This window comes from Ruegeria sp. D6 (assembly GCF_056534365.1).
Genome location: NZ_JBQFPH010000002.1, coordinates 868,756 through 892,490 on the forward strand (window position 1 = coordinate 868,756; position 23,735 = coordinate 892,490).

At 56.1% G+C, this 23,735-nt stretch carries 36 protein-coding genes and 1 pseudogene; all 37 read right to left on the minus strand.

What is annotated here, in order from left to right; translation table 11 throughout:
- Positions 1 to 49 precede the first annotated feature (49 nt).
- The gene (locus ACR0A1_RS11805; RefSeq protein ID WP_010437127.1) at positions 50 to 1,066 is read right to left on the minus strand and encodes a DNA-directed RNA polymerase subunit alpha; all 1,017 of its coding nucleotides are present in this window, start codon (positions 1,064 to 1,066) and stop codon (positions 50 to 52) included.
- 114 nt (positions 1,067 to 1,180) lie between these two features.
- A complete protein-coding gene (rpsK, locus tag ACR0A1_RS11810; RefSeq protein WP_008757289.1) occupies positions 1,181 to 1,570 on the minus strand; it encodes a 30S ribosomal protein S11 in 390 nt (129 codons plus the stop codon).
- A 15-nt stretch (positions 1,571 to 1,585) separates the two neighbouring features.
- Positions 1,586 to 1,954 carry a 30S ribosomal protein S13 gene (rpsM, locus tag ACR0A1_RS11815; RefSeq protein ID WP_008757392.1) on the minus strand — a complete coding sequence of 123 codons (369 nt, stop codon included), beginning with the start codon at positions 1,952 to 1,954 and terminating at the stop codon, positions 1,586 to 1,588.
- Positions 1,955 to 2,503: 549 nt separating this feature from the next.
- Positions 2,504 to 3,148, minus strand: coding sequence for an adenylate kinase (locus tag ACR0A1_RS11820; protein ID WP_170424551.1), 645 nt, complete (start codon positions 3,146 to 3,148; stop codon positions 2,504 to 2,506).
- Positions 3,145 to 4,509 (minus strand): preprotein translocase subunit SecY, encoded by a 1,365-nt coding sequence (secY, locus tag ACR0A1_RS11825; protein WP_170392890.1) that lies wholly within the window; start codon positions 4,507 to 4,509, stop codon positions 3,145 to 3,147. The genes ACR0A1_RS11820 and secY overlap by 4 nt, the downstream gene beginning before the upstream one ends.
- Positions 4,510 to 4,618: 109 nt before the next feature.
- Complete coding sequence (rplO, locus tag ACR0A1_RS11830) at positions 4,619 to 5,092, minus strand: 50S ribosomal protein L15 (RefSeq protein ID WP_170567425.1); 474 nt, start codon at positions 5,090 to 5,092, stop codon at positions 4,619 to 4,621.
- A gap of 201 nt (positions 5,093 to 5,293) precedes the next feature.
- Entirely contained in the window at positions 5,294 to 5,509 is a 216-nt protein-coding gene (locus tag ACR0A1_RS11835; RefSeq protein ID WP_480615779.1) for a DUF1127 domain-containing protein, read from the minus strand.
- Positions 5,510 to 5,725: 216 nt separating this feature from the next.
- Complete coding sequence (locus tag ACR0A1_RS11840) at positions 5,726 to 6,595, minus strand: hypothetical protein (protein ID WP_480867618.1); 870 nt, start codon at positions 6,593 to 6,595, stop codon at positions 5,726 to 5,728.
- A 192-nt stretch (positions 6,596 to 6,787) separates the two neighbouring features.
- A complete protein-coding gene (rpmD, locus tag ACR0A1_RS11845; protein ID WP_039538297.1) occupies positions 6,788 to 6,976 on the minus strand; it encodes a 50S ribosomal protein L30 in 189 nt (62 codons plus the stop codon).
- Between the two features lie 12 nt (positions 6,977 to 6,988).
- Positions 6,989 to 7,558: a 30S ribosomal protein S5 gene (rpsE, locus tag ACR0A1_RS11850; RefSeq protein ID WP_039538294.1), complete on the minus strand. Its 570-nt coding sequence runs from the start codon at positions 7,556 to 7,558 to the stop codon at positions 6,989 to 6,991.
- 116 nt (positions 7,559 to 7,674) lie between these two features.
- Positions 7,675 to 8,034, minus strand: a complete 360-nt coding sequence (gene rplR, locus ACR0A1_RS11855; protein ID WP_170392895.1) for a 50S ribosomal protein L18 — start codon at positions 8,032 to 8,034, stop codon at positions 7,675 to 7,677.
- 11 nt (positions 8,035 to 8,045) lie between these two features.
- A complete protein-coding gene (gene rplF, locus ACR0A1_RS11860; protein WP_170392896.1) occupies positions 8,046 to 8,579 on the minus strand; it encodes a 50S ribosomal protein L6 in 534 nt (177 codons plus the stop codon).
- Between the two features lie 11 nt (positions 8,580 to 8,590).
- Positions 8,591 to 8,983, minus strand: a complete 393-nt coding sequence (gene rpsH / locus ACR0A1_RS11865) for a 30S ribosomal protein S8 (protein ID WP_010437099.1) — start codon at positions 8,981 to 8,983, stop codon at positions 8,591 to 8,593.
- A 13-nt stretch (positions 8,984 to 8,996) separates the two neighbouring features.
- Positions 8,997 to 9,302 carry a 30S ribosomal protein S14 gene (gene rpsN / locus ACR0A1_RS11870; RefSeq protein WP_010437098.1) on the minus strand — a complete coding sequence of 102 codons (306 nt, stop codon included), beginning with the start codon at positions 9,300 to 9,302 and terminating at the stop codon, positions 8,997 to 8,999.
- A gap of 19 nt (positions 9,303 to 9,321) precedes the next feature.
- On the minus strand, positions 9,322 to 9,882 hold the full coding sequence (gene rplE, locus ACR0A1_RS11875; protein ID WP_010437097.1) for a 50S ribosomal protein L5: 561 nt from the start codon (positions 9,880 to 9,882) through the stop codon (positions 9,322 to 9,324).
- The gene (gene rplX, locus ACR0A1_RS11880; protein ID WP_010437096.1) at positions 9,875 to 10,186 is read right to left on the minus strand and encodes a 50S ribosomal protein L24; all 312 of its coding nucleotides are present in this window, start codon (positions 10,184 to 10,186) and stop codon (positions 9,875 to 9,877) included. The genes rplE and rplX overlap by 8 nt, the downstream gene beginning before the upstream one ends.
- A gap of 2 nt (positions 10,187 to 10,188) precedes the next feature.
- Entirely contained in the window at positions 10,189 to 10,557 is a 369-nt protein-coding gene (gene rplN, locus ACR0A1_RS11885; protein WP_008757934.1) for a 50S ribosomal protein L14, read from the minus strand.
- 75 nt (positions 10,558 to 10,632) lie between these two features.
- Entirely contained in the window at positions 10,633 to 10,863 is a 231-nt protein-coding gene (rpsQ, locus tag ACR0A1_RS11890; protein WP_068340771.1) for a 30S ribosomal protein S17, read from the minus strand.
- 4 nt (positions 10,864 to 10,867) lie between these two features.
- Complete coding sequence (gene rpmC, locus ACR0A1_RS11895; RefSeq protein WP_010437082.1) at positions 10,868 to 11,074, minus strand: 50S ribosomal protein L29; 207 nt, start codon at positions 11,072 to 11,074, stop codon at positions 10,868 to 10,870.
- Positions 11,075 to 11,346: 272 nt separating this feature from the next.
- Positions 11,347 to 12,129 (minus strand): SDR family NAD(P)-dependent oxidoreductase, encoded by a 783-nt coding sequence (locus ACR0A1_RS11900; RefSeq protein WP_480867622.1) that lies wholly within the window; start codon positions 12,127 to 12,129, stop codon positions 11,347 to 11,349.
- A gap of 54 nt (positions 12,130 to 12,183) precedes the next feature.
- A complete protein-coding gene (locus ACR0A1_RS11905) occupies positions 12,184 to 12,804 on the minus strand; it encodes a 2OG-Fe(II) oxygenase family protein (protein ID WP_480867623.1) in 621 nt (206 codons plus the stop codon).
- Positions 12,805 to 12,844: 40 nt separating this feature from the next.
- Positions 12,845 to 13,393, minus strand: a complete 549-nt coding sequence (locus ACR0A1_RS11910; protein ID WP_170424539.1) for an amino acid synthesis family protein — start codon at positions 13,391 to 13,393, stop codon at positions 12,845 to 12,847.
- Positions 13,394 to 13,554: 161 nt separating this feature from the next.
- Positions 13,555 to 13,968, minus strand: a complete 414-nt coding sequence (gene rplP / locus ACR0A1_RS11915; protein WP_039538270.1) for a 50S ribosomal protein L16 — start codon at positions 13,966 to 13,968, stop codon at positions 13,555 to 13,557.
- Between the two features lie 12 nt (positions 13,969 to 13,980).
- Entirely contained in the window at positions 13,981 to 14,691 is a 711-nt protein-coding gene (gene rpsC / locus ACR0A1_RS11920) for a 30S ribosomal protein S3 (protein ID WP_008758042.1), read from the minus strand.
- A complete protein-coding gene (rplV, locus tag ACR0A1_RS11925) occupies positions 14,691 to 15,071 on the minus strand; it encodes a 50S ribosomal protein L22 (RefSeq protein WP_039538267.1) in 381 nt (126 codons plus the stop codon). The genes rpsC and rplV overlap by 1 nt, the downstream gene beginning before the upstream one ends.
- Positions 15,072 to 15,074: 3 nt before the next feature.
- Entirely contained in the window at positions 15,075 to 15,353 is a 279-nt protein-coding gene (rpsS, locus tag ACR0A1_RS11930; protein WP_058260876.1) for a 30S ribosomal protein S19, read from the minus strand.
- A gap of 3 nt (positions 15,354 to 15,356) precedes the next feature.
- Positions 15,357 to 16,199: a 50S ribosomal protein L2 gene (gene rplB / locus ACR0A1_RS11935; protein WP_008757664.1), complete on the minus strand. Its 843-nt coding sequence runs from the start codon at positions 16,197 to 16,199 to the stop codon at positions 15,357 to 15,359.
- Positions 16,200 to 16,506: 307 nt separating this feature from the next.
- Positions 16,507 to 17,541: a fatty acid desaturase gene (locus ACR0A1_RS11940; protein WP_170567438.1), complete on the minus strand. Its 1,035-nt coding sequence runs from the start codon at positions 17,539 to 17,541 to the stop codon at positions 16,507 to 16,509.
- A 251-nt stretch (positions 17,542 to 17,792) separates the two neighbouring features.
- Positions 17,793 to 18,425 (minus strand): hypothetical protein, encoded by a 633-nt coding sequence (locus ACR0A1_RS11945; RefSeq protein ID WP_480751952.1) that lies wholly within the window; start codon positions 18,423 to 18,425, stop codon positions 17,793 to 17,795.
- Positions 18,422 to 18,718, minus strand: a complete 297-nt coding sequence (locus tag ACR0A1_RS11950; protein ID WP_008757532.1) for a 50S ribosomal protein L23 — start codon at positions 18,716 to 18,718, stop codon at positions 18,422 to 18,424. Before ACR0A1_RS11950 ends, ACR0A1_RS11945 begins: the two co-directional genes overlap by 4 nt.
- Positions 18,715 to 19,332 carry a 50S ribosomal protein L4 gene (rplD, locus tag ACR0A1_RS11955; RefSeq protein ID WP_010437039.1) on the minus strand — a complete coding sequence of 206 codons (618 nt, stop codon included), beginning with the start codon at positions 19,330 to 19,332 and terminating at the stop codon, positions 18,715 to 18,717. Before rplD ends, ACR0A1_RS11950 begins: the two co-directional genes overlap by 4 nt.
- Positions 19,329 to 20,054 (minus strand): 50S ribosomal protein L3, encoded by a 726-nt coding sequence (gene rplC / locus ACR0A1_RS11960; RefSeq protein WP_039538255.1) that lies wholly within the window; start codon positions 20,052 to 20,054, stop codon positions 19,329 to 19,331. Before rplC ends, rplD begins: the two co-directional genes overlap by 4 nt.
- Positions 20,055 to 20,072: 18 nt before the next feature.
- Positions 20,073 to 20,387, minus strand: coding sequence for a 30S ribosomal protein S10 (rpsJ, locus tag ACR0A1_RS11965; RefSeq protein WP_008756422.1), 315 nt, complete (start codon positions 20,385 to 20,387; stop codon positions 20,073 to 20,075).
- Positions 20,388 to 20,588: 201 nt separating this feature from the next.
- Entirely contained in the window at positions 20,589 to 21,206 is a 618-nt protein-coding gene (locus ACR0A1_RS11970) for a hypothetical protein (protein WP_170424533.1), read from the minus strand.
- Positions 21,207 to 21,449: 243 nt separating this feature from the next.
- Positions 21,450 to 21,593: pseudogene (locus ACR0A1_RS11975) on the minus strand (EF-Tu C-terminal domain-related protein); the annotation flags it as partial.
- Positions 21,594 to 21,620: 27 nt separating this feature from the next.
- Positions 21,621 to 23,333 carry an amidohydrolase gene (locus ACR0A1_RS11980; RefSeq protein ID WP_480503737.1) on the minus strand — a complete coding sequence of 571 codons (1,713 nt, stop codon included), beginning with the start codon at positions 23,331 to 23,333 and terminating at the stop codon, positions 21,621 to 21,623.
- A 238-nt stretch (positions 23,334 to 23,571) separates the two neighbouring features.
- Positions 23,572 to 23,735: EF-Tu C-terminal domain-related protein (locus tag ACR0A1_RS11985; RefSeq protein ID WP_480867648.1), on the minus strand; the 164-nt coding region annotated here is incomplete at its 5' end.

The window sequence follows — 23,735 nt, forward strand, 5'->3', positions numbered from 1 at the left end:
GGAAGTGCCCATATGGTCCCCGGCAGCCCGGGCATTTGTGAAGACGCGCTTAGAACGCGTCTTCGAATTTTTTGGCCAGATCTTCGATGTTGTCGGGCGGCCAGTCCTCGACATCCATGCCGAGGTGCAGACCCATACCGGACAGCACTTCCTTGATCTCGTTCAGCGACTTGCGGCCGAAGTTCGGAGTGCGCAGCATCTCGGCTTCGGTCTTCTGGATCAGATCGCCGATGTAAACGATGTTGTCGTTCTTCAGGCAGTTTGCCGAACGGACCGACAGTTCCAGCTCGTCCACTTTCTTCAGCAGCAGCGGGTTGAACTCCAGACCATCGTCTTCGTCCTGGCGGCCAGCCGATTCCGGCTCATCGAAGTTGACGAAGATTGACAGCTGATCCTGCAGGATGCGTGCGGCAAATGCCAGCGCATCCTCGGGCGTGATCGAACCGTCGGTGTCGATTTTCAGGGTCAGCTTGTCATAGTCCAGAACCTGACCTTCACGGGTCGGCTGAACGTCATAGGCAACCTTTTTGACCGGCGAGTAGATCGCGTCGATCGGGATCAGGCCGATGGGTGCGTCTTCGGGCTTGTTCTTCTCAGCCGAGACATAGCCCTTGCCGGTGTTGACGGTCAGTTCCATGAACAGGTCTGCGCCATCATCCAGGTGGCAAATGACGTGATCACGGTTCAGAACCTCGATGCCAGCGCTTTCGCTGATGTCGCCAGCGGTAACTACTGCGGGGCCTTTGGCATTGATCGACAGGCGCTTGGGGCCTTCGACTTCCATGCGCAGCGACACGCCTTTGAGGTTCAGGATGATGTCGGTGACGTCCTCACGTACACCGGCAACCGAGCTGAACTCGTGCAGGACGTTGTCGATCTGAACGCTGGTGATGGCCGCGCCTTGCAGCGAGCTCATCAGAACACGGCGCAGCGCGTTGCCCAGGGTCAGACCAAAGCCACGTTCCAGCGGTTCTGCAACCAGGGTTGCCTGACGTGCGGGATCGTTGCCCGGCTTGCCGTCAAGCTGGGTCGGCTTGATCAATTCTGCCCAATTCTTATGGATCATGTAATCCCTCCATTCCTGTCCGCGCCCCATGACCAACAAGGTGCAGACGCCCGAGGTTCAAAATGACGTGCTGGGGCCGTGCAAAAACACAGCCCCAGCCTAATTCAAAATCGCTTAGACGCGACGACGCTTCGGCGGACGGCAGCCGTTGTGAGCGATCGGGGTCACGTCGCGGATCGACGTGATGTTGAAGCCCACTGCAGCCAGCGCACGCAGAGCCGATTCACGACCCGAACCGGGGCCCTGAACTTCGACTTCCAGCGTCTTGACGCCATGTTCCTGCGCCTTTTTGCCTGCATCTTCTGCAGCCATCTGAGCGGCGTAGGGGGTCGATTTCCGCGATCCCTTGAAGCCCATGGTACCGGCAGACGACCACGAGATGGCGTTGCCCTGTACGTCCGAGATCAGGATCTTGGTGTTGTTGAAGGTCGAGTTCACATGGGCAACGCCCGATGCGATGTTCTTACGCTCTTTGCGCTTAACGCGAGTCTTATCACGTGCCATCGGTCAGACCCTCCCTTATTTCTTCTTACCGGCAATGGCCTTTGCGGGGCCTTTGCGGGTACGAGCATTGGTGTGGGTACGCTGACCGCGAACCGGCAGGTTGCGGCGGTGACGCAGACCGCGATAGCAGCCCAGGTCCATCAGGCGCTTGACGTTCATCTGAACTTCACGACGCAGGTCACCTTCGACGGTGAAGTTTGCATCGATGTGCTCGCGGATGGCCAGAACTTCGGCGTCGGACAGTTCATTGACGCGACGGTGCGCTTCAATGCCTACGGCTTCGCAGATCGCTTTGGCCGAGGTGTTTCCGATACCGGTGATATATGTGAGGGCGATTGGTACCCGCTTTGCAGTCGGGATGTTTACGCCGGCAATACGTGCCACGTGTCACTTTCCTTTTTGTTGCGGTTCCGTAACTCCGGAACCTTTTTTCACAACACTTGACCGTGGCAGTGACGCCAGAGGGTCCAGTATTATTCGAGGTGGTCGGGGCAATTGGGACGAATCCCGCATGCGGTCTTGATTCCCTTTAGGGATGGGGGTGCGTAGAGACTTTTAAGAGGATCGTCAAGCCATACAAAGTGAGGTTGGAATTTCATTCCCTCACCACATCGACCCGATGCGACATATCGTGGCAAATCCGGAGGCCTTGATCCGAAAATTTACACTGTATCTCTTCACGCTCTGCACTGAGTTTCCCTCCAAAAAATCTAAAAGCAAGGAATGGAAGAGAAAATAAGATGGCAACCGATATTGTCGATTTGAGCGGTGGAAAGAAACCGAGTATCGGACCAAACATAAAGATAGCCGTAAACACACAAATAGCAGGCAAGGTTCGTTGCCTGAACGTAGTGCTTTCCGCCTTTATAAGCTCTCCATATCTTTCGAATGCTTCTTCAAGATCTTCAGGAACCGGAACAGTCGTCGACTGCATCACCCCAAAACAGCTTCAATCGACGCCGTAACTTCCTTGATATCCGCCAGCCCGTTCACCGGACGCAGATCGCCTTTGGCGTAGTAGTAACCAATCAGCGGAGAGGTCTTTTTATAGTATTCCATCAACCGCGTGCGCAGGCTGTCTTCGTTGTCGTCGGCGCGACGGACAAAGTCATTTTCCTTGCCGCAATTGGTGCATTTGCCATCCGCAGGAATCGGCTTGGTGTTGTCGTTATAGACCTCACCACATCCGCCGCAGGTTGACCGCGCCGTGATCCGGTCCACCAGCGCGTCATCGTCCACACGCATCTCGATCACCGTATGCAGCGACTGGCCCAGCTTGGTTAGCAGAGCCGACAGCGCGTCTGCCTGTGCCAGCGTCCGGGGGAAGCCGTCAAAGATGAAACCGGCGCCTTTTTCGGTGGTCAGTTTCTCTTCGATCAAGCCGATCACGATCTCATCGGTGACCAGCTTGCCCGCGTCCATGATCGCAGCAACCTTCTGGCCCATTTCCGTGCCCGAGGTCTTCGCCTCGCGCAGCATGTCTCCGGTGCTGAGTTGCACCATACCGCGGGTTTCAACCAGGTGACGCGCCTGCGTTCCTTTGCCTGCGCCCGGGGGGCCGAGAAGAATGATGTTCATCGACGAGCAGCTCCCTTTCTGCCGCGTTTCTTGCCTTTGCCGCGCAGCTGGGACTTTTCAATCAGCCCTTCGTATTGATGCGCCAGCAGGTGGCTCTGGACTTGTTGGATCGTGTCCATGGTCACAGAGACGATAATCAGAACCGAGGTGCCGCCGAAATAGAACGGGATAGCAAACTGGCCCCGCAGGATTTCAGGCAGCAGACAAACGGCCGCCAGATAGGCCGAACCCAGAACCAGCACGCGGTTGACGACGTATTCCAGATACTCGGCGGTCTTCTTGCCGGGACGGATACCCGGCACAAAACCGTTCTGCTTTTTCAGGTTGTCCGCCACATCGTCCGGCTTGAACGAAACGTTGAACGTGTAGAAATAGGCGAAGAACACGATCATCGAAGCGAAGAACAGCAGATAAAGCGGCTGTCCGGGGCCGAAGTTGGCCAGCAGCCACGACATCACCGGGCCATTTGTGGCGCCCGACGAGAAGGTCGAGATCGTTACCGGCAGCAACAGCAGCGAGCTTGCAAAGATCGCAGGGATCACACCCGCCGGGTTCACTTTGACCGGCAGGTGGCTGGAGCCGCCTTCGTAGACTTTCATACCAGCCTGACGGCGCGGGTATTGGATATGGATCTTGCGCAGGGCCCGCTCCATGAACACCACAAAGGTGATCACGGCGATGACCATGATGATCACACCCACGATCACGGCGGGGCTGATCGCACCGCTGCGGCCCGAAGCGAAGAACTGCGCCAGAGCTGCGGGAACCTCGGCGATGATGCCGACGAAGATGATCAGAGAGATACCGTTGCCGATGCCGCGTGCGGTGATCTGCTCGCCCAGCCACATCAAGAACATGGTGCCGCCGACCAAAGTGATCATGGTCGACATACGGAAGAACATGCCCGGATCGGTCGCAAGATCGCCCGATTCCAACGAAACCGCCAGACCATAAGCCTGAACGGTAGCCAGAGCCACGGTACCGAAACGGGTGTATTGGTTGATCTTCTTGCGCCCTTGCTCGCCCTCTTTCTTAAGCTGTTCGAGCGCGGGAACCATCGATGTCAGCAGCTGCACGATGATCGAGGCCGAGATATAGGGCATGATGCCGAGGGCAAAGATACCCATCCGCCCCAGCGCCCCGCCGGTGAACATCGAAACCATGCCGCCGATGCCCTGCCCCGCTTGCTCCATGAACTCACGCAGGGCTTGCCCGTCGATACCTGGGACCGGAATGAAGGTGCCCAGACGATAGACGATCAACAAACCCAGCGTGAACAGGATGCGGTTGCGCAGATCGGTGGCTTTGCCCAAAGCAGCCCAGCTTGTGTTGGCTGCCATTTGTTCTGCTGCTGATACCATAAATCGGTCTCTCTTATGAAAACACCGCCCGGAACCGTTTTCCGGCTCGGGCGGCGTCTTGGAAAACTCTGAGGTCTATGTAAGCGGGTCTGCGCCCGCTCACAAGCGCTTACTCTGCCGCAGCAGCTTTTGTGACCGTCAGTGAGCCGCCCGCTTTCTCAACCGCTTCAACAGCAGATTTCGAAGCACCGGTGACTTCCAGGTTCACTTTGGCGGTGATTTCACCTTTGGCCAGAACGCGGACACCGTCCAGCTTGCGACGGACCAGACCGGACGCAACCAGCGCGTCCTCGGTGATCGCAGCTTTGGCGTCCAGCTTGCCGGCGTCGACGAATTTCTGGATCAGGCCCAGATTGATAACGGCGAATGCCTTGCGGTTCGGCTTATTGAAGCCACGCTTGGGCAGGCGCTGGTACAGCGGCATCTGGCCGCCTTCGTAGCCATTGATGGCCACACCCGAACGGGATTTCTGGCCTTTGATACCACGGCCACCCATTTTACCTTTGCCAGAACCGGGACCACGGCCAACGCGGGTGCGTTTAGGTGCGGCGCCAGGATTGTCGCGCAATTCGTTCAGTTTCATTTCGCTTCTCCTAAGCCGGATGTGACCCCCGAAGCGTGATGGGCCAAACACGGCATTTCTTGATTTTGATTCTCGTGGACGGAAATCCACCGGAGCGCTCTACAGCGTTGCGGCTTTGGTTGCAAGGTTTGTTGTGTCTTGGCGATAAAAACCAAAAGAGGCGCCGAAATGGCGCCTCTTCAACGGTGAGTGGTTGGGGTGTTACACGCAATATGCGTGGTCGCGTGCAATATCTGCGATATCACAACGGCGAACGCCGATATCGTCCAGCTCGCGATTGCTCAGGCTTTGCAGTTCGCGATAGGTGCGGCTGTATTCTGCAGCCCGAGCGCGGTTTTCTTTTACGCGCTCAACAAAGCTCGCAATACGAGCGCTCAGGTTGAATCCGCCATGTGTCAGTGTTGCTGTATGTGCCATATCTAATTTCCTTTCTGTTCCGAGGCGTATTCCCCGGGCGTTTCCATTTGTTCCTTTGTGGACAAGGCTCAGATAGGAGTGTTCGATATCGCTAACAACGCGCGTTTTGGTCTGGCCGATATGCGGTGGGGGAATGGCAAGCGGGAGTACGCAGGCTACTCTGAATGCAACGTATGTCCACTTTGCGGACAAAACCGTCCTTGACTCCGTCGGATTTCACACGTCTTGATTTTTTAGGCACCTAATCACTGAGGCTTCAAGTAGTCCGCGATTCAACGGCATAATTTCGGCAGATGTGCCTAAGAGGACAAAAGCCGTCTTCCAAGTCGCATCGCAAAACCCGGATGCATTCATCCATGCAACAAAGGCAGCGAACCGTATTCCATTGAGTTGTATCTCGTCAGGTTCATAGCTCGTTTCAATCGGAAACAATTCCAAGTTCGGCGGTTGGCCTTGGGCGACGTCCAGAGCAAGCTGTAGCCCAACGCCATCAATCGTATCGTTGATATCACCATCTTTCGTTTCCGAAATCAGATATTCCAAAAACTCTTGAAGTGTTTCCTCTTTGGATTCTGGGCTCTCAAGCAGCTTTGCAAAAGTAAGCAGTCTTCTTTGTTGGTATCCGTCCGGCTCAAGACGTTGTGCGAAGGTGCGAAGTAGTTCGGAATCTCCGACTGCAATCGGCATATAGTATTGGCTTATTAGTGAGTTAGGTGTTGCGGCAAGTAATTCCAGCGCTTTCTCGACGCACCCGTTCAGCCAGTAAGCTGCGATGATCCTGCTTTGGTCTCTGGGGTTTGAGCGGGAAAAATCAATGAGTTGAATGACATCGTAAAGCGACCCGTCTTGTAGTTTCTTTCTTAGTGCCCCTTTATCGCCATCGAACTGCAATAAAGCCGTACGCATCAAAAGACGCTGTAACTCATCCCGCTGTTCGTGGGCGGGTTCTTTAGACATAAGCAACATATTCAAGCTGGCCCGCCTAACGTCTTGCTCCGTGCCATCGCCCAAACCGTCCAAAAATGACTGTGTAAGAGGTTCGTCATGCCATGTTGGCGTATCAAAGCATTCCGCAAACGCGGGCATGGTGGAGCACGTTGTTCCTAGAGCCACCAATAGGGTTCGAAAATTCAAAGCGATATCATCCCGAATAAGTTTACCCCTATTACCAATGCGGAGGTTGGTACGCTATGGGCTCAAAGCGGACAAACACAATCGCAAACACGAAAAAAGCCCCCGAATCTTCGGGGGCCTTTCAATTCGCGAAAGAGACTGCGCTTAGCCGCGCTCTTCGATGATCTCAACCAGATGCGGGATCTTGTTGACCATGCCGCGGACCGAAGGAGTGTCCTCCAGCTCGCGGGTGCGGTTCATCTTGTTCAGGCCCAGGCCGATCAGGGTTGCGCGCTGTTCGGCGGGGCGGCGGATCGGGGAGCCGATCTGCTTGACGACGATGGTTTTTGCCATGGGTCGCTCTCCTTATGCTTCTGCTTCAGCAGCAGCCGGTGCTTCGTCCCGCTTGGGCAGGATGTCAGCAACCTTTTTGCCACGACGTGCGGCAACCGAACGCGGGCTCTGCTCTTTTTGCAGGCCGTTGATGGTGGCACGGATCATGTTGTACGGGTTCTGCGAGCCCAGCGACTTGGAAACAACGTCCTTAACGCCCAGCATTTCGAACACAGCACGCATCGGACCACCGGCGATGATACCGGTACCTTCAGGTGCGGTGCGCATAACCACTTTACCGGCGCCGTGACGGCCTTCGATGTCGTGGTGCAGAGTACGACCTTCACGCAGTTGCACGCGGATCATCTGACGCTTGGCTTGCTCAGTTGCCTTACGGATGGCCTCAGGTACTTCTTTCGCCTTACCCTTGCCAAAGCCGACGCGGCCTTTCTGATCGCCGACAACCACCAGAGCGGCGAAGCCAAAGCGCTTACCACCTTTTACGGTTTTCGACACACGGTTGATCGCAACCAGACGATCTGCGAATTCCGGTGCTTCGTCGCGGTCACGACCACGGCCCCGGCGGTTTTCACGTTCTGCCATTTGGCATCCCTTTCCTCATGTGGCGCTTCTCGGCGCCGTTTGTTCAATCCAAGTGAGCCCCGACTGCTGCCGAGGCCCCCGGATCATCGGGGCGGATCGAAACCCGCCCGCAAGTCTTAGATCTTCAGACCACCTTCACGCGCAGCGTCGGCCAGAGCCTTCACTTTGCCGTGGAACAGGAAGCCGCCACGATCGAAATAGGCCTCTTCGACGCCTGCCTTCTTGGCACGCTCGGCGATGGCCGCGCCCACTTTGGTGGCCGCTTCGACGTTGTTCTTGCCCACAACACCCAAATCCTTTTCCAGGGTCGATGCTGCGGCCAGGGTCACGCCACGTACGTCGTCGATCAGCTGAACAGAGATGTTCTTGTTCGAACGGTGTACGGACAGACGCGGACGACCCGCGTTGACCTTGCGAAGTTTGTTCCGAACGCGCAGGCGGCGCTTCAGAAACAGGGTTCTTTTGCTGTTTGCCATTGTTTGCGTCCTTACTTCTTCTTGCCTTCTTTACGGAAGATGAACTCACCCTTGTAGCGGATGCCCTTGCCTTTGTACGGCTCGGGACGGCGCCATTCACGGATCTTGGCCGCGACTTCGCCCACCTGCTGCTGGTCGATACCTTCCACAACGATCTCGGTCTGCTTCGGCGCGGTGATGGTGACACCTTCCGGAGCAGTGAAATCAACATCGTGGCTGTAGCCCAGGTTCAGCTTCAGGGTGTTGCCCTGCATCTGAGCCCGGTAACCAACACCCTGGATCTCCAGCTCTTTTTTGAAGCCGTTTGTTACGCCTTCAACAAGATTAGCGACCATGGTGCGGCTCATGCCCCACTGCTGTCGCGCACGCTTGGACATGCCACGGGGATCGATCTTGACCACGTTGTCTTCAACCGACAACGTAACGTCGTCGGTGGCGGTGAAGCTGCGGGTGCCTTTCGGACCTTTCACTTCGATGGTCTGACCCGACACAGAGGCGGTAACGCCGCTGGGCAGCTCGACCGGTTTTTTACCAATACGAGACATTGCAGACCTCCTTAGAAGACGGTGCAGAGCACTTCGCCGCCAACATTGTTGGAGCGAGCGTTTGCGTCCGACATCACACCTTTCGGAGTGCTGACAATCGACACGCCCAGACCCTGACGGACCTGCGGGATGTCATTGACGCCCATGTAGACGCGACGGCCAGGCTTGGAAACCCGCTTGAGTTCGCGAATAACAGGGGTGCCTTCGTAGTATTTCAGGCTGATTTCGATGGCCGGATGACCGTTTTCACCGGTCGTCGCTTCGTAGCCACGGATGTAACCTTCGTCCGCCAGCACGTCCAGAACCCAGCCGCGCAGCTTGGAAGCCGGGGTGGAAACGGTGGACTTGCCGCGCATTTGCGCGTTGCGGATACGGGTGAGCATATCGCCGATAGGATCATTCATATCTATGTCTCCCTTACCAGCTCGATTTCACCATGCCGGGGATCTGACCAGCAGAACCCAGCTCGCGCAGCGCGATACGGCTGACCTTCAGCTTACGGTAGTAAGCGTGGGGACGACCGGTCAGCTGACAACGGTTGTGCAGACGGGTAGCCGAGCTGTTGCGCGGCAGTTTCGCCAATTTAAGACGCGCTTTGAAGCGCTCTTCCATCGGCTTGCTCTCGTCATTCGCGATTTCTTTCAGCTCGGCACGCTTTGCGGCATATTTGGCCACCAGGCGTTCGCGCTTCTTCTCGCGTTCGATCATTGCTTTTTTAGCCATGTCTCAATCCTCCCGGCGCTTACGCGTTGAACGGCATGTTGAATGCTTTCAACAATGCCTTTGCTTCAGCGTCGGTTTTCGCTGTGGTGGCAATTACGATATCCAGGCCCCAGACCTCGTCGACCTTGTCGAAGTCGATTTCCGGGAACACGATGTGCTCTTTCATGCCCATGGCAAAGTTGCCACGACCATCGAAAGACGGCTTAACACCGCGGAAGTCACGAACGCGAGGCATCGCGATGGTGATCAGACGATCCAGGAATTCGTACATCCGGTCACCGCGCAGGGTCACTTTCGCACCCAACGGCATGTCTTCACGGACGCGGAAACCCGCGATCGACTTCTTCGCCTTGGTTGCAACGGCCTTCTGGCCAGCAATCGCAGTCAGGTCCTCGACAGCAGCTTTCGCTTTCTTCGAGTCTTTGACAGCCTCAGCACCACAACCGATGTTCAGAACGATTTTTTCCAGCTTGGGCAGCTGCATGTCGTTCTTGTAGCCGAACTCTTCTTTCAGAGCGGCACGGATGGTTTCGGCGTACTGAGCTTTCAGACGCGGGGTATAGTTTGCGGTATCAAGCATCGATCACGTCCCCTGTGGTCTTAGCGAAGCGCACCTTCTTGTCGCCTTCCATACGGAAGCCAACGCGGGTTGCTTTGCCGTTTTTGTCCAGCAGTGCCAGGTTCGACAGCTCGATCGGGTTTGCCTGAGGCAGGCGACCACCTTGCGAGGTTTGCGACTGACGGGTGTGGCGGATGGCGATGTTGATGCCATCGACAACGGCTTTACCGGCTTTCGGGTCAACCGAGGTGATAGTTCCCTCTTTGCCCTTGTCCTTGCCGGCCAGCACGACGACCTTGTCGCCTTTGCGGAGTTTAGCAGCCATGATTACAGCACCTCCGGAGCCAGCGAGATGATTTTCATGAAGTTCTTGCCGCGCAGTTCACGAACAACGGGGCCAAAGATACGGGTACCTACGGGCTCGTTGTTGTTGTTCAGGATGACGGCGGCGTTGCGATCGAAACGGATCGCGGTGCCGTCTTCACGACGGACTTCCTTGGCGGTGCGTACGACGACGGCCTTGCGGACGTCCCCTTTCTTCACGCGGCCGCGCGGGATGGCTTCCTTCACCGAGACGACAATGATGTCGCCTACGGAGGCGTATTTACGCTTGGAACCACCCAGGACCTTGATGCACTGAACTCGGCGTGCGCCGGAGTTGTCAGCGACATCCAGATTGGTCTGCATCTGGATCATGTGGTTTCTCCCGACCTGTGGGGGCTGGTCTCGTTAAATCCCCCAGGGTTTCGACAAATGAAAAGTCCTGGGGGCTTACGCCTCCAGAACCTCCCAACGTTTCGTCTTCGATTTCGGCGCGCATTCGATGATGCGTACGGTGTCGCCGACCTTGAAGGCGTTCTTTTCATCGTGAGCCCGGTATTTCTTGGACTTACGGATGGTTTTCTTCAGAACCGGATGCGTAAAGCGGCGCTCGACGGATACGGTTACGGTCTGTTCGTTGGCGTCGCTGGTCACGGTGCCTTGCAGGATACGCTTGGGCATCTGATTACTCCTCGGATGCCGCAGCAGCGGCCTTTTCGTTCAGAATGGTTTTGACACGGGCAGCATTGCGGCGGGCCGCTTTGATGCCGGCTGTGTTTTCCAGCTGACCGGTTGCCTGTTGAAAGCGCAGGTTAAAGCTTTCTTTCTTCAGGTTGGCCAGTTCCTCGCGGAGCTGGTCCGGGGTCTTGTCACGCAGTTCTTGGGCGTTCATCGCCTTTTTCCTTTGCTCAAAACACCAGAAGGCCCCCTTACAGGGTCACCTTTGACCTGGTGGATGAATGATAGACATACGAATCGCCCGACAACGCCGGGAGATCGCAGGATGCCGCCGTATAAGGGTTTGGGGGGTGGGTGGCAAGGGAAAGTTTCAAACCGTGTTCGGGCAGATGAAACTACCTGTTTCCAAATTACCGCCGCCCTCTGAAACCGGGCAGCAGATCACTACTGCGACCTTTCTGGATCCCGACAAACGCGGCCAAGTGCTCAGGCACCTTTCTCCTGCATTTTCCGAACCATTTTCAGGCGCGCGCGTCGCGGCAGCAACGGCATGACCCAACCCAGCACAAACGCGAGCGACTTATCGTTGATCACCGTGAGCTTCCCATCGATCATGGCGTCATAGCCGACTTTGGCCACGGCCTCAGCGGTCGCCCCTTTTTGGGCAACAAGCTTCGTGCCCTCAAGATTTGCCGCAGCAGCAAATTCGGTCACGACATAGCCCGGCTCCAGCGCCGTCACAGTGACGCCCTTACCTTTCAGCTCCTCCGCGAGCGCCTGACTGAAACTCGAAACATAGGCCTTGGTGGCAAAATAGGTCGCCTGCAATGGACCCGGCATATGCGCCGCAGTCGAACTGACATTCAGTATCTTTCCGCCACCGCCACTGATCATATCCCTGCCGAACAGATGACACAGAGAGACAAGGGCTTCGACGTTCAGCCGGATCATATCCAGATCGTCCGAAAGGCGGCGATCCAAAAAAGCCCCATGCCCTCCGAATCCAGCATTGTTGAACAGGTAGTCGACCGTCAGGTCTTTGCACTTGACGGCCTCATAAAGTTTTTCCGCGCCTCCAACAGCACCCAGATCAAGCGGAATGGCAGTGACAGTAACATCGTGGGCTGCCTCAAGCTCTGATCTGAGGGCATCTAACGCATCTCCGCGTCGCGCACTGATGATCAGATTGCCGCCTCGCGACGCATGATAACGTGCCAATTCCCGACCAATTCCGGCTGATGCGCCTGTGACGAGAGCTGTTTTGGTCATAGTATCCTCCGACGAAGTAGCTGGAGCGCTTTCACCTTGACGCTTTAAGACGCTTCACTCCCATTTATAGTTGAAGCTAACAGAAATCCGCTCGTCCTCGGCCATGTTCATCGGCACCTCGTGGCGCAGCCAGCTTTCCCACAGCAGGACGTCGCCCACCTGTGGCTTCATGTAGATGAAAGGCTGTAATTCCCGACGCCCGCCTTTCAGCCTCGTCGGGGCGGCCATCATACGGCCCGAACGTGGGTCTTCCAGTTTCAGTGCACTGGCCCCTTCCGGCATGGACACATAGGTCGTGCCCGAAATGACACTGTGAGGGTGCAGGTGACTGGCATGCATTCCGCCCTCGGGCAGGATATTGATCCACAGATCCTCAAGCTTCAACGCGCGGTCGTCCAGATCAAACTCCAAATCCTTGGCGAAAGCCGCGACGTGCTGATCCAGCACTTTGACAAGATCGGCAAATATCGGAAATCGCCAAGGCAAATCGGTCAGCGAAGCATAACTGGTGTAGCCGGGATACGCGTTCGCTTCACACCAGTCCTGCCCGGCCTCATCATCTTCAGCAATAACAAGGCATGAACTCTCCAATTCCTCCATGTCGATCCTGGGATCGAATTCGGACAAGTTTGCGCGATAGAGACGGGTGACGAAGAGTGATTCAATCTGTGCCATGGGCTGGGCATACCCCAGCCCTCTCGGCAAGACCAGCCGCTTAGGTCTTGATGGGCCCTTTGCCACAGCGTGGTATCGGGCGACCTCCGTCGGCATAGGCGAGGCACAGCACGATCTCATCCGGTTTCGGCGCATCTGGGATGTTCAGCGTCATCGTGTCGAAATGATCGAACGACCACGGATTGTCCTTGTGCCCCAGCGGAAGATCAATCGCGCAACCCGGCGCGCCCAGCTTGGCGTTGGACGGTATCACCGCCTCACCTCCGCCCACCGCAGCGCGCATGGGCGCACCGAGTTTGGGGTGGATCACCGCCCCGCCCTGCTCAAGATCGCCGTTCATGCCGACAATCGCGGCTTTGCCGTACGAAACCGGCGGCCCATCAAGCTGAGAAACTGCCTCAGCGGCGAGTTCCGAACCCAGAATGGCGCCGATCTCGAACAACTCTGAAAGATCGTCCGAGAAGTGCCCGGCCAGAGGGTTCTGCATCACCGCCAGCGCTGCAACCCGACTGATCGGATCACAAGGCTGGCCCAACTGGTCGGTGGTTATGACTTCCTTAATGAGCATCTTTTTGCGCAGCTGAACCATAGGGCCCTCCCATTCCTGCAAGTTAGCCTAGAGGCGGGGTGGCTGGAGGTCGACGTTTTTCAGGACCCACGAAATCACGGGCTGCCGAGCCAAAAGAAAACCCCCGCCGGTTTCCCGACGAGGGTAAATCTTGTGACGAGCGAGGCCATAGCCCCAATCGCTTACCAGTCTTCGCGGACCACAACGCGGGTCTTGATCGGCAGCTTCATCGCGGCCAGGCGCAGGGCCTCGCGGGCGATGTCGTCATTGACGCCATCGATCTCGAACATCACACGACCGGGCTTTACTTTCGCTGCCCAGAAGTCAACGGAGCCTTTACCTTTACCCATACGGACTTCGGTTGGCTTCGAGGTCACGGGGGTATCCGGGAAGATCCGGATCCAGACGCGGCCTTGACGTTTCATGTGACGGGTCATGGCACGACGTGCAGCTTCGATCTGACGCGCGGTGACGCGCTCGGGCTGCAGTGCTTTCAGACCGTAGGTGCCAAAGTTCAGATCGGAACCGCCTTTGGCGAGCCCCTTGATCCGGCCTTTGTGCATCTTGCGGAATTTAGTACGCTTTGGTTGAAGCATATCTTTCCCTCCTTAGCGACGACCGCCACCAGCACCACGAGGTGCAGGGCCGTCCTGGAGTTCCTGTGCTTTACGGTCACGTGCCTGCGGATCGTGCTCCATGATCTCACCTTTGAAGATCCAGACCTTGATCCCGATGATCCCGTAAGGAGTCATCGCTTCGGCATGTGCGTAATCGATGTCGGCACGCAGGGTGTGCAGAGGCACGCGGCCTTCGCGGTACCACTCGGTCCGTGCGATTTCGGCGCCGCCCAGACGACCAGCGACGTTCACCCGGATACCCAGGGCGCCCATGCGCATGGCGTTCTGAACCGAGCGCTTCATGGCGCGACGGAACGAAACACGACGTTCCAGCTGCTGAGCGATGGACTCGGCAACCAGCTGCGCGTCAAGCTCGGGCTTGCGCACTTCGACGATGTTCAGGTGCAGTTCACTGTCGGTCATGCGAGCAAGCTTTTTGCGCAGAACTTCGATGTCTGCACCTTTCTTGCCGATGATGACGCCGGGACGTGCAGTGTGGATCGTAACGCGACACTTCTTGTGCGGACGTTCGATGATCACACGGGCAACACCGGCCTGCTTGCACTCTTTGTTGATGAACTCACGGATCTTGAGGTCTTCCAGCAGAAGATCACCGTAGTCCTTGGTGTCGGCGTACCAGCGGCTGTCCCAGGTGCGGTTGACCTGAAGGCGCATGCCGATCGGATTGACTTTATGTCCCATTAGGCTTGCTCCTCAACTTGACGCACCTTGATGGTGATCTCCGAGAACGGCTTCATGATCTTGCCGAAACGGCCACGGGCACGCGGACGACCGCGCTTCATGACCAGGTTCTTGCCAACCCAGGCTTCGGCGACGATCAGTTCGTCGACATCCAGGTTGTGGTTGTTCTCGGCGTTGGCGATTGCAGACTGCAGGCACTTCTTGACGTCCTGCGCGACACGCTTGTTCGAGAAAGTCAGGTCGGTCAGAGCCTTCTCAACTTTCTTGCCGCGGATCATCTGCGCAACCAGGTTCAGTTTCTGCGGGCTAGTACGGAGCATGCGCGTTTTCGCCATTGCTTCGTTTTCAGCCACGCGGCGGGGGTTCTTTTCCTTGCCCATGACTTACTTCCGCTTCGCTTTTTTGTCAGCGGCGTGACCGTAATAGGTACGAGTCGGCGAGTATTCACCGAACTTCTGACCGATCATGTCTTCCGAGACGTTGACGGGGATATGCTTATGGCCGTTGTACACACCAAAGGTCAGACCCACGAACTGGGGCAGAATGGTGGAACGACGCGACCAAATCTTGATGACTTCGTTGCGGCCCGACTCGCGCGATGCTTCGGCTTTTTTCAGCACGTAAGCATCGACGAAAGGACCCTTCCAAACAGAGCGAGACATAGATTAACGTCCCTTCTTCTTGGCGTGCCGCGAGCGGATGATCAGCTTCTGGGACGCTTTGTTCTTGTTGCGGGTACGCTTACCCTTGGTGTCCTTACCCCACGGAGTAACCGGCGTACGGCCACCCGAGGTACGACCTTCACCACCACCGTGCGGGTGATCGATCGGGTTCATTGCAACACCACGAACGGACGGACGAACGCCCTTGTGGCGCATACGACCGGCTTTACCGAGGTTTTGGTTGCTGTTGTCGGGGTTGGACACGGCACCAACGGTGGCCATGCATTCCTGACGGACCATGCGCAGCTCGCCCGAGCTCAGACGGATCTGAGCGTAGCCGCCATCGCGACCAACGAACTGAGCGTAAGTACCGGCCGCACGTGCGATCTGACCGCCTTTACCAGGCTTCATCTCGATGTTGTGGACGATGGTACCAATGGGCATGCCCGAGAAGGGCATTGCGTTGCCCGGCTTGATGTCGGCCTTGGCGGATGCCACGACTTTGTCACCAACAGCCAGACGCTGCGGAGCCAGGATATATGCCTGCTCGCCGTCTTCGTATTTTACCAGTGCGATGAATGCGGTCCGGTTCGGGTCATATTCGATCCGCTCGACGGTTGCCGCGACATCAAATTTGTTCCGTTTGAAGTCAACGATCCGGTAGAGACGCTTTGCGCCACCGCCGCGGCGGCGTGAAGTGATCCGTCCGGTGTTGTTCCGGCCGCCCGATTTGGTCAAACCCTCAGTGAGAGACTTGACCGGACGTCCTTTCCAAAGCTCCGAACGGTCGATCAGCACCAGCCCGCGCTGGCCCGGCGTCGTCGGCTTGTACGACTTGAGTGCCATGCTTTCTGTCTTCCGTTTAGCAAGTGCGGGGATTTTCCCGCTATGTGATAGGCCCCCGTAGGTGCCAAGGGTATAGGGCCCCGAAGGTCCCCGGTTACAAATATCAGAGGCCCCGGAACGAATCCGAGGCCGCAAGATTGGGAGCGTGTAGCAGTGTTGAGGATGGGTGTCTATAGGGTGCGGCCCAAGATTCTTATGGAGACCAAAGAAAAAGGCACCGCAACATTTGCCCCAGGTTCCAATTTCGCAAGTCGCGCGATCAGTGGGTATTACTTATCCGGCCGGAAGAACTCAGGTAGCTTGCCACTCACTGATACAATGCGCGAACCTCGGCGAAGGACAACAGGCGGCGGTGTTTTTCGTCCCACAGGTGCAACCGCGCGTTGGCAATGCTCTCACGAATGGTCATCCTGTTGCTGTTTGCCAACTCGTCGTGATCGCGCAGCACTTCGGTCAGGCGGTAGAACGGAATGCGGCTGTACAGATGGTGCACGTGGTGGATGCCGATATTGGCACTGAACCACTGTAGCACCGGCGGCAGAACATAATGCGAGCTTCCGTGCAGGGCCGCCTCGTGCAACTGCCAATCCTTGTCCGATTCCCAATGCGTTTCTTCGAATTGGTGCTGAACATAAAACAGCCATACTCCTGCAGTTGCCGCAATCAGGGTTGAGGGCAGAAAAATCAGTAGGACCGGCATCAAGCCGCCATAGTAGTAGACAGCAAAAAGTGCGGTCAGAATAGCTATATTGGTGCCCATCGCGCTGACCCAGAACCGAGCGCTACCAGTTAAACCCAAGGGCAGACGGTTTTGGAGCAGGAACAAATAGCCGGGACCAAGTACGAACAGTGTGACCGGATTGCGGTAAACGCGATACCAGAACCGGTTCATGGGAGACTTGGATTGGTACTCAGCCACTGTCAGCGTGTGGATATCCCCCATTCCCCGCTTGTCCAAGTTACCCGAACTGTTGTGATGGTAAGAATGAGTGCGGCGCCAGACATCATAAGGTGTAAGGGTCAGCACCCCGATCACCCGTCCGACCCAGTCGCTGACTGTCCGGTTCTTGAAGAACGCCCCGTGCCCGCAATCGTGTTGGATCGCAAACAGGCGCAGCAGGAAGGCCGCATTCAGGACCGCAATGGCAAATGCCAGCCAGTAGCTGATGGATAATGCCATCCAGGACAGCGCCCAAAGCACAAAGAATGGGATAATGCTGACACCCAGCTCAAAGGAACTGCGCCATTGATTAGGTTCGCGGTATTTGGCAAGCGTCGAAACCCAATCCCGCGCGGCAGTTCTATCCGGGTTTTCCCGGGTCGAGAGAGAGGTTTCGGTCATGCGCCTGCCATGTCTTTTGTTTGTTGGAAGCCGGATAGACTACCCGCGCGACATAGCAAGCGAATTGTGCAAAATATGAGAGTTTAGTGCTCAAAATTTTGTGTCGCCGCGTAAGAACAACCCCCATGAGCACGCCACTTACCTCTCCCCAAAGACGCGTCCAATCACGGACCGCCGGATATATCGATGTGTGGCCTCTCTTCCAGGGTTGCACGTGCTTCTGACGCGTTTCTGATGAGTCAACGAAACTCTTACCCCAACGACCGCCTTCTGCAGAGCGGCTCAGACTCTACCGCGATACGTTGCTTGAGTTGGATATGACCCAAAACCTTGCGAAATGCGCGGTGCTTGGGTTTGCCTTCCAGATAATCCGCCAGTTTGAGCAGGTTGATCGGGTGCTTCGTAATTAACGTCTCGATCCGCTGCACCGCTTCGTCCAGCACGTAGTGATCCACATACTGGCAGGCCACCTGTGTAGGCGTCAGGAGACAGTAATCCTGCGGGCGTTTCTCAGTATAGCGCGTGATGTCGAAGGGCGACGCACCGAGGGCGTGGAACTTGGGGATGTGCACACGCATCTCGGCCTCGACGTGTTCCAACACCGTACCCGAGGTCTGGCGAAACCCCAGCGGACCAAGCTTACCGACCACATGATTGCGCATCGCCGGAGAGATCATGTCCACATCCGCGCGGTCATATCTCAGATCGTCGAAAACCGACAACAGCCCCAGCTTTTCATCGGCGATCTGAAAATAGGGCTCGGCGCTGAAAGCCCGCATCTTCTCCAACACCTGCGCACGCGCAGTTTCAGGGTCTGAAACGAAATCGGCCCCGGCGGGTTGAACCGCCGGGGCCGTGAATAGTCGCAGTAAGCGTCGGATCAAAGACCGGTGCTCACGTCGATTGTGTTACCCTCTTCCAGGGTCACATATGCTTTTTTGACGTCTTTCCGACGGCCCAGCTGGCCGCGGAACCGCTTGACCTTGCCTTTGGTCACAGTGGTGTTCACCGCTTTGACCTTTACACCAAACAGCGCCTCAACGGCCTCTTTGATCTGCGGCTTGTTGCTATCGATCGCCACTTCAAAGACAACCGCGCCGTTTTCGGACGCCATGGTCGACTTTTCAGTGATGATCGGCTTGCGGATCACGTCGTAGTGTTCTGCCTTCGCGCTCATTTCAGACGAGCCTCCAGTGCTTCGACAGCCGCTTTGGTGAGCACCAGAGTGTCACGCTTGAGGATGTCATAGACGTTTGCGCCCATCGACGGCAGGATATCCAGACCTTCGATGTTCTTGGACGCTTTCAGGAACCCTTCGTTCACGGTCGCGCCGTCGATGACCAGAGCACGTTTCCAGCCCAGGTTTGCAACCTGTTTGGCCAGAGCGGCGGTCTTGCCTTCGGCTTCGGCGTTTTCGATCACAACCAGTTCACCGGCCTTGGCTTTCGCCGACAGAGCGTGGCGCAGGCCAAGCTTGCGGAACTTCTTCGGCAGGTCATGACCGTGCGAACGCACGACGGGGCCTTTGTAGATACCACCACCACGGAAGATCGGCGCGTTACGGTCACCATGGCGTGCGCCACCGGTGCCCTTCTGGCGATAGATCTTCTTGGTCGAGTAGCTGGTTTCCGAGCGGGTCTTGACCTTGTGAGTGCCAGCCTGCGCGTTGTTGCGCTGCCAACGGACCACACGGTGCAGGATGTCCGCGCGCGGCTCAAGGCCGAACAGGTCCGCATCCAGCTCGATGTTGCCGGCTTTGCCGCCGTCCAGTTTGATTACATCAAGTTTCATGCTTCACCACCTTCCGCGGGAGCTTCTTCCGCAGGTGCTTCAGTTGCAGCACCTTTTACGGCTGCCGGGAAAGGCAGGCCTTCCGGTGCTTTCTTCTTGACGGCGTCCTTGACGGTGACCCAGCCCGATTTCGGTCCGGGAACGGCGCCTTTGATGAAGACCAGATTCCGGTCGGCGTCGGTTTTGACGACTTCCAGGTTCTGGGTGGTGACACGGGCAGCCCCCATGTGACCGGCCATCTTCTTGCCTTTGAACACCTTGCCCGGGTCCTGACACTGACCGGTCGAACCGTGCGAACGGTGGCTGATCGAAACACCGTGCGAGGCGCGCAGACCACCAAAGTTCCAACGCTTCATCGCACCGGCGAAGCCTTTACCGATCGAGGTGCCCGAAACGTCAACTTTCTGACCTTCCAGGAAGTGTTCTGCCGAAATCTCGGCGCCCACATCGATCAGGCCATCTTCGGAGACGCGGAACTCGGCCAGCTTACGCTTGGGCTCGACCTTGGCAGCGGCATAGTGACCGCGCATGGCCTTCGAGGTGCGTTTTGCTTTGGCAGCACCGGCGCCCAGCTGAACGGCAGTGTAGCCGTCTTTGTCAGCGGTGCGCTGTGCAACGACCTGCAGGTTGTCCAGGTGAAGAACGGTCACAGGGATCTGCTTGCCGTCTTCCATGAACAGGCGGGTCATGCCAACTTTTTTTGCGATAATACCAGAGCGCATAATCTATACCCTCCGATCTTACGACTGCAGCTTGATCTCGACGTCCACACCAGCAGCGAGGTCGAGCTTCATCAGCGCGTCAACGGTCTGGGGGGTCGGATCAACGATGTCCAAGAGACGCTTGTGCGTACGGATCTCGAACTGGTCGCGGGATTTCTTGTCAACGTGAGGGCCACGGAGAACCGTGAACTTCTCAATCTTGTTCGGCAGTGGGATCGGGCCGCGCACGTTCGCGCCGGTCCGCTTGGCAGTGTTGACGATCTCTTGCGTGCTGGCATCCAGAACGCGATAGTCAAATGCCTTCAGCCGAATACGGATGTTTTGGCTTTGCATAGATACAGCCTTTTATCAGGCGTTGAGGTTGAGAGGAGGACAGACGCGCATCGCCAACCCTCATCGAACCCAAAAGGCGGGAATCACCCCGCCTTGATGTTCTTATTGAGAACTCGCGCGTATTAGTGGGGTTGGTGGGGTTTGGCAAGGGGGAGATTACATGTCGACCCCGATTTAGGGACACGCAGTCAGAAACGGAAGCTATTTTTCAACTCGAGCACTAAAGACAACCGGAAATTGCGCTTCTTCTAGGTTTAAGTGACCAGCTATCAACCACCCCTTCCCAGAGATGTCGACCTCAAATGTGTGCATTAATCGGGCCGCCAAAATGAAAAAGTCAGCTAACTCTTCTTTGGCTTGCTCGAACTCTTGCTCGGTCAAAGTCTTGTAAGAGGCATGCAAAAAGTTACCGCTTTTGTTGTAAAAGTCCTCTGCTTTTATTCGGCTAAGGTGATCTTCTTCAACTGAAACGAATTGGCCTTCGATACCTGTCTCTTTACTTGGCACCACCCTAATGGCTTCCGGGAAAAACCTTGGGTTGATCTTTTCCAAAAGCTTCATTTTTTGAGTGGCACTATAGTTCTTCTGCAAATTCTTAGAAATTGCTTCGCCAACATCCCGATGAGCCGAAACAGACAACAACATCAATTCTTCGATGATCATTCTGAGGTCAAGGTGAGCTTGCCGTAAGGAAACTAGACCAGCACTGCATAAAGGAGTTTTCGCAAGTTGTGTCGAGTAAGCTTCCAACGACAGCATATGGGCCTTAATCAAAATTAGATGCTCAACTGCGTCACGAACTTCAAACTCTTGTGTCATTTCTCAAAATTCTTTGAGTTTGCGAGTATTTTCAATCTTTCTCAACCAATTCTCGACAAAAAAGACCGCCCCATTGTTTGGAGCGGCCTTCATTGTCTCAGCGATGTGCCGGGCTGAAGCCCGGCCTAGCGATTACTTAATGAATTTCTACACACTTTTAGGGCACGTCTCGAGATCATAGAACTCAAACAAAAAGGGCGTCCCGAAGGACGCCCTTTCCGATTGATCATTCGCTTACGCGACTTACTCGACGATTTTCGACACGACGCCGGCGCCGACGGTGCGACCGCCTTCGCGGATCGCGAAGCGCAGGCCGTCTTCCATCGCGATCGGCGCGATCAGCTCAACGGTGAAGCCAAAGCTGTCGCCGGATAAAACCAATTCGGTGACGTCTCAGTTCCCAAAACCCACAGGCTAGTTCCTAACAAGCCACGGGGCTTCAACCTTCATGCCTTGATAGACCGCGTGCATGAAAAGGTGTGCAATCACAGGGTCATTTGAAAATGGCGAGAATTGCAGATTTCCCTCTCTGACATCGCCTTCCGCTTCATAGACCACCTCGTCGCCTTTAATCGTTACACGCACTTCAAGCTCCGCCAGTGTTTCCGGATCGACGGCAGTAGGATCGTCCGACAAAATCACAAAGTCCGCGACTTTTCCAACTTCGATAGACCCCTTCTCGTCTTCTTCAAAATGCTGCCAGGCGGGCCAGATTGTCATGGCTTTCAAGGCGGTCATAACGTCGACTCTTTGATGGGGACCCAAAATGTCACCAGACCGTGTGCGGCGGGTTACCGTCGCGGCGAGAACACGCATGCTGTTCGGAAAGGCGACCGGCGCATCGTGATGCGTGCCGAACTTCATGCCACGCTCGTGCAGCCATCCTGTAGGCGAAATATTTTCTGCGTTTATCGGCCCGACCGTATGATCCCGGTGCCAATCGCCCCAATAGAACGTATGCATCGGAAAGAGCGACGGAAACACACCAAGGCGCTTAAGGCTTGCGACTTGATCCTCGCGAAGAAACTGACCGTGAATCAGAACTGGGCGGTTGCCGGGATCGCCATACTTGATCTGTGCCTCTTCGAGTGCAGCAATCAGCATGTCAGATGCCCCTTCACCGTTGGAATGCACGAGGATTTGGAAATCGTTGTCGTAACACCAATTCACCGCGTCCTGGAGTTGCTCCATCGTGATGGCTGCGTATCCTGCGTAGCCGGCAGCATAGTTCCCAACCGGATCATAATAGGGTCGATCCCTTAAAGCGGTGAAACCTTGCGGCGAGCCATCAATTGTAAGTTTACAGCCCCCGACCCGAACCCTGTTTTCGTAGCTTTTCGAAGTGTTCGCACCAATAAACTCTTTCGACTCAAGAACATCCGGGAAGGCTACTACATCGATTGGAAGAGCTTCTTCCGCAGCAACTTTCCTGAGAACCTCGACAATCTGACCTGATGATCGGCCTTCCTGCCCGGTCGTATATCCAAACTTTGCCCAAAGGTCGGTTCCAGCTCGGGCAAATGCTGCCAGACCCTCTTCACCCAGATTTCCCAGCAAGGGAACGAGAACAGAAAAGAACGCGTACTCCTCCAGAACACCGTTTGGCTCTCCGGCCTCATCGCGTTGGATCACCCCGCCCGGAGGTGCTTCGGAAGCCGCCGTTATACCAGCCAATTCCAAAGCTTTCGAGTTTGCGACACCTATATGCCCAGACTGATGAATAATGACGACCGGCAAGTCCTCAGACACAATGTCCAACTCTTGTCGTGTTGGGTGACGGAGTTCCTTTAATTGAGCATTATCGTAACCAAAGCCGATGATCATTTTGACCTGCTCAACGGCTTGCGCATTCTCCTCGGCCCAGTCAGTCAGCGTGGATTGCAGACTGGCGATATCAATGACATCCCCGTCCGGTGGCGCAAGAAGGTTAGCGGACAGAGCTTGCAGGCCGCCCATGACGACATGTCCGTGGCTATCAACGAAACCCGGAAGCATCGCGCGCCCTTCCAGATCATAGGTTTCGGTTTCCTCACCCTGATGCACCGACAAGTCAGATAGCGACCCGACCGCAAGAATGCGCCCGTCTTTGACTGCGACAGCTTCGGCGGACGGAGCCGTATCGTTCATCGTTACAATTGGTCCGCCCAAATAGATCCGATCCGCAATCTTTTGTGAGGACGCAGAGGTAGATGAGAAAGCAACCGCTGCGACAAGACAAACTGAACGCGCCCAAAAGTGCATCTTATGACCTCTTTCTAATTGCAATGTCTCAATACGAAAGAAGTTAGCATTACTGTTGGCTTAGGCAAAAACGAAAAAGGGCGCCCCGAGGGACGCCCTTTCTTTGTATATTCGCTTACGCGAATTACTCGATGATTTTCGACACGACGCCGGCGCCGACGGTGCGGCCGCCTTCGCGGATGGCGAAACGCAGGCCGTCTTCCATCGCGATCGGGGCGATCAGCTCGACGGTGAAGCCGACGTTGTCGCCGGGCATAACCATCTCGGTGCCAGCCGCCAGGGTCACGG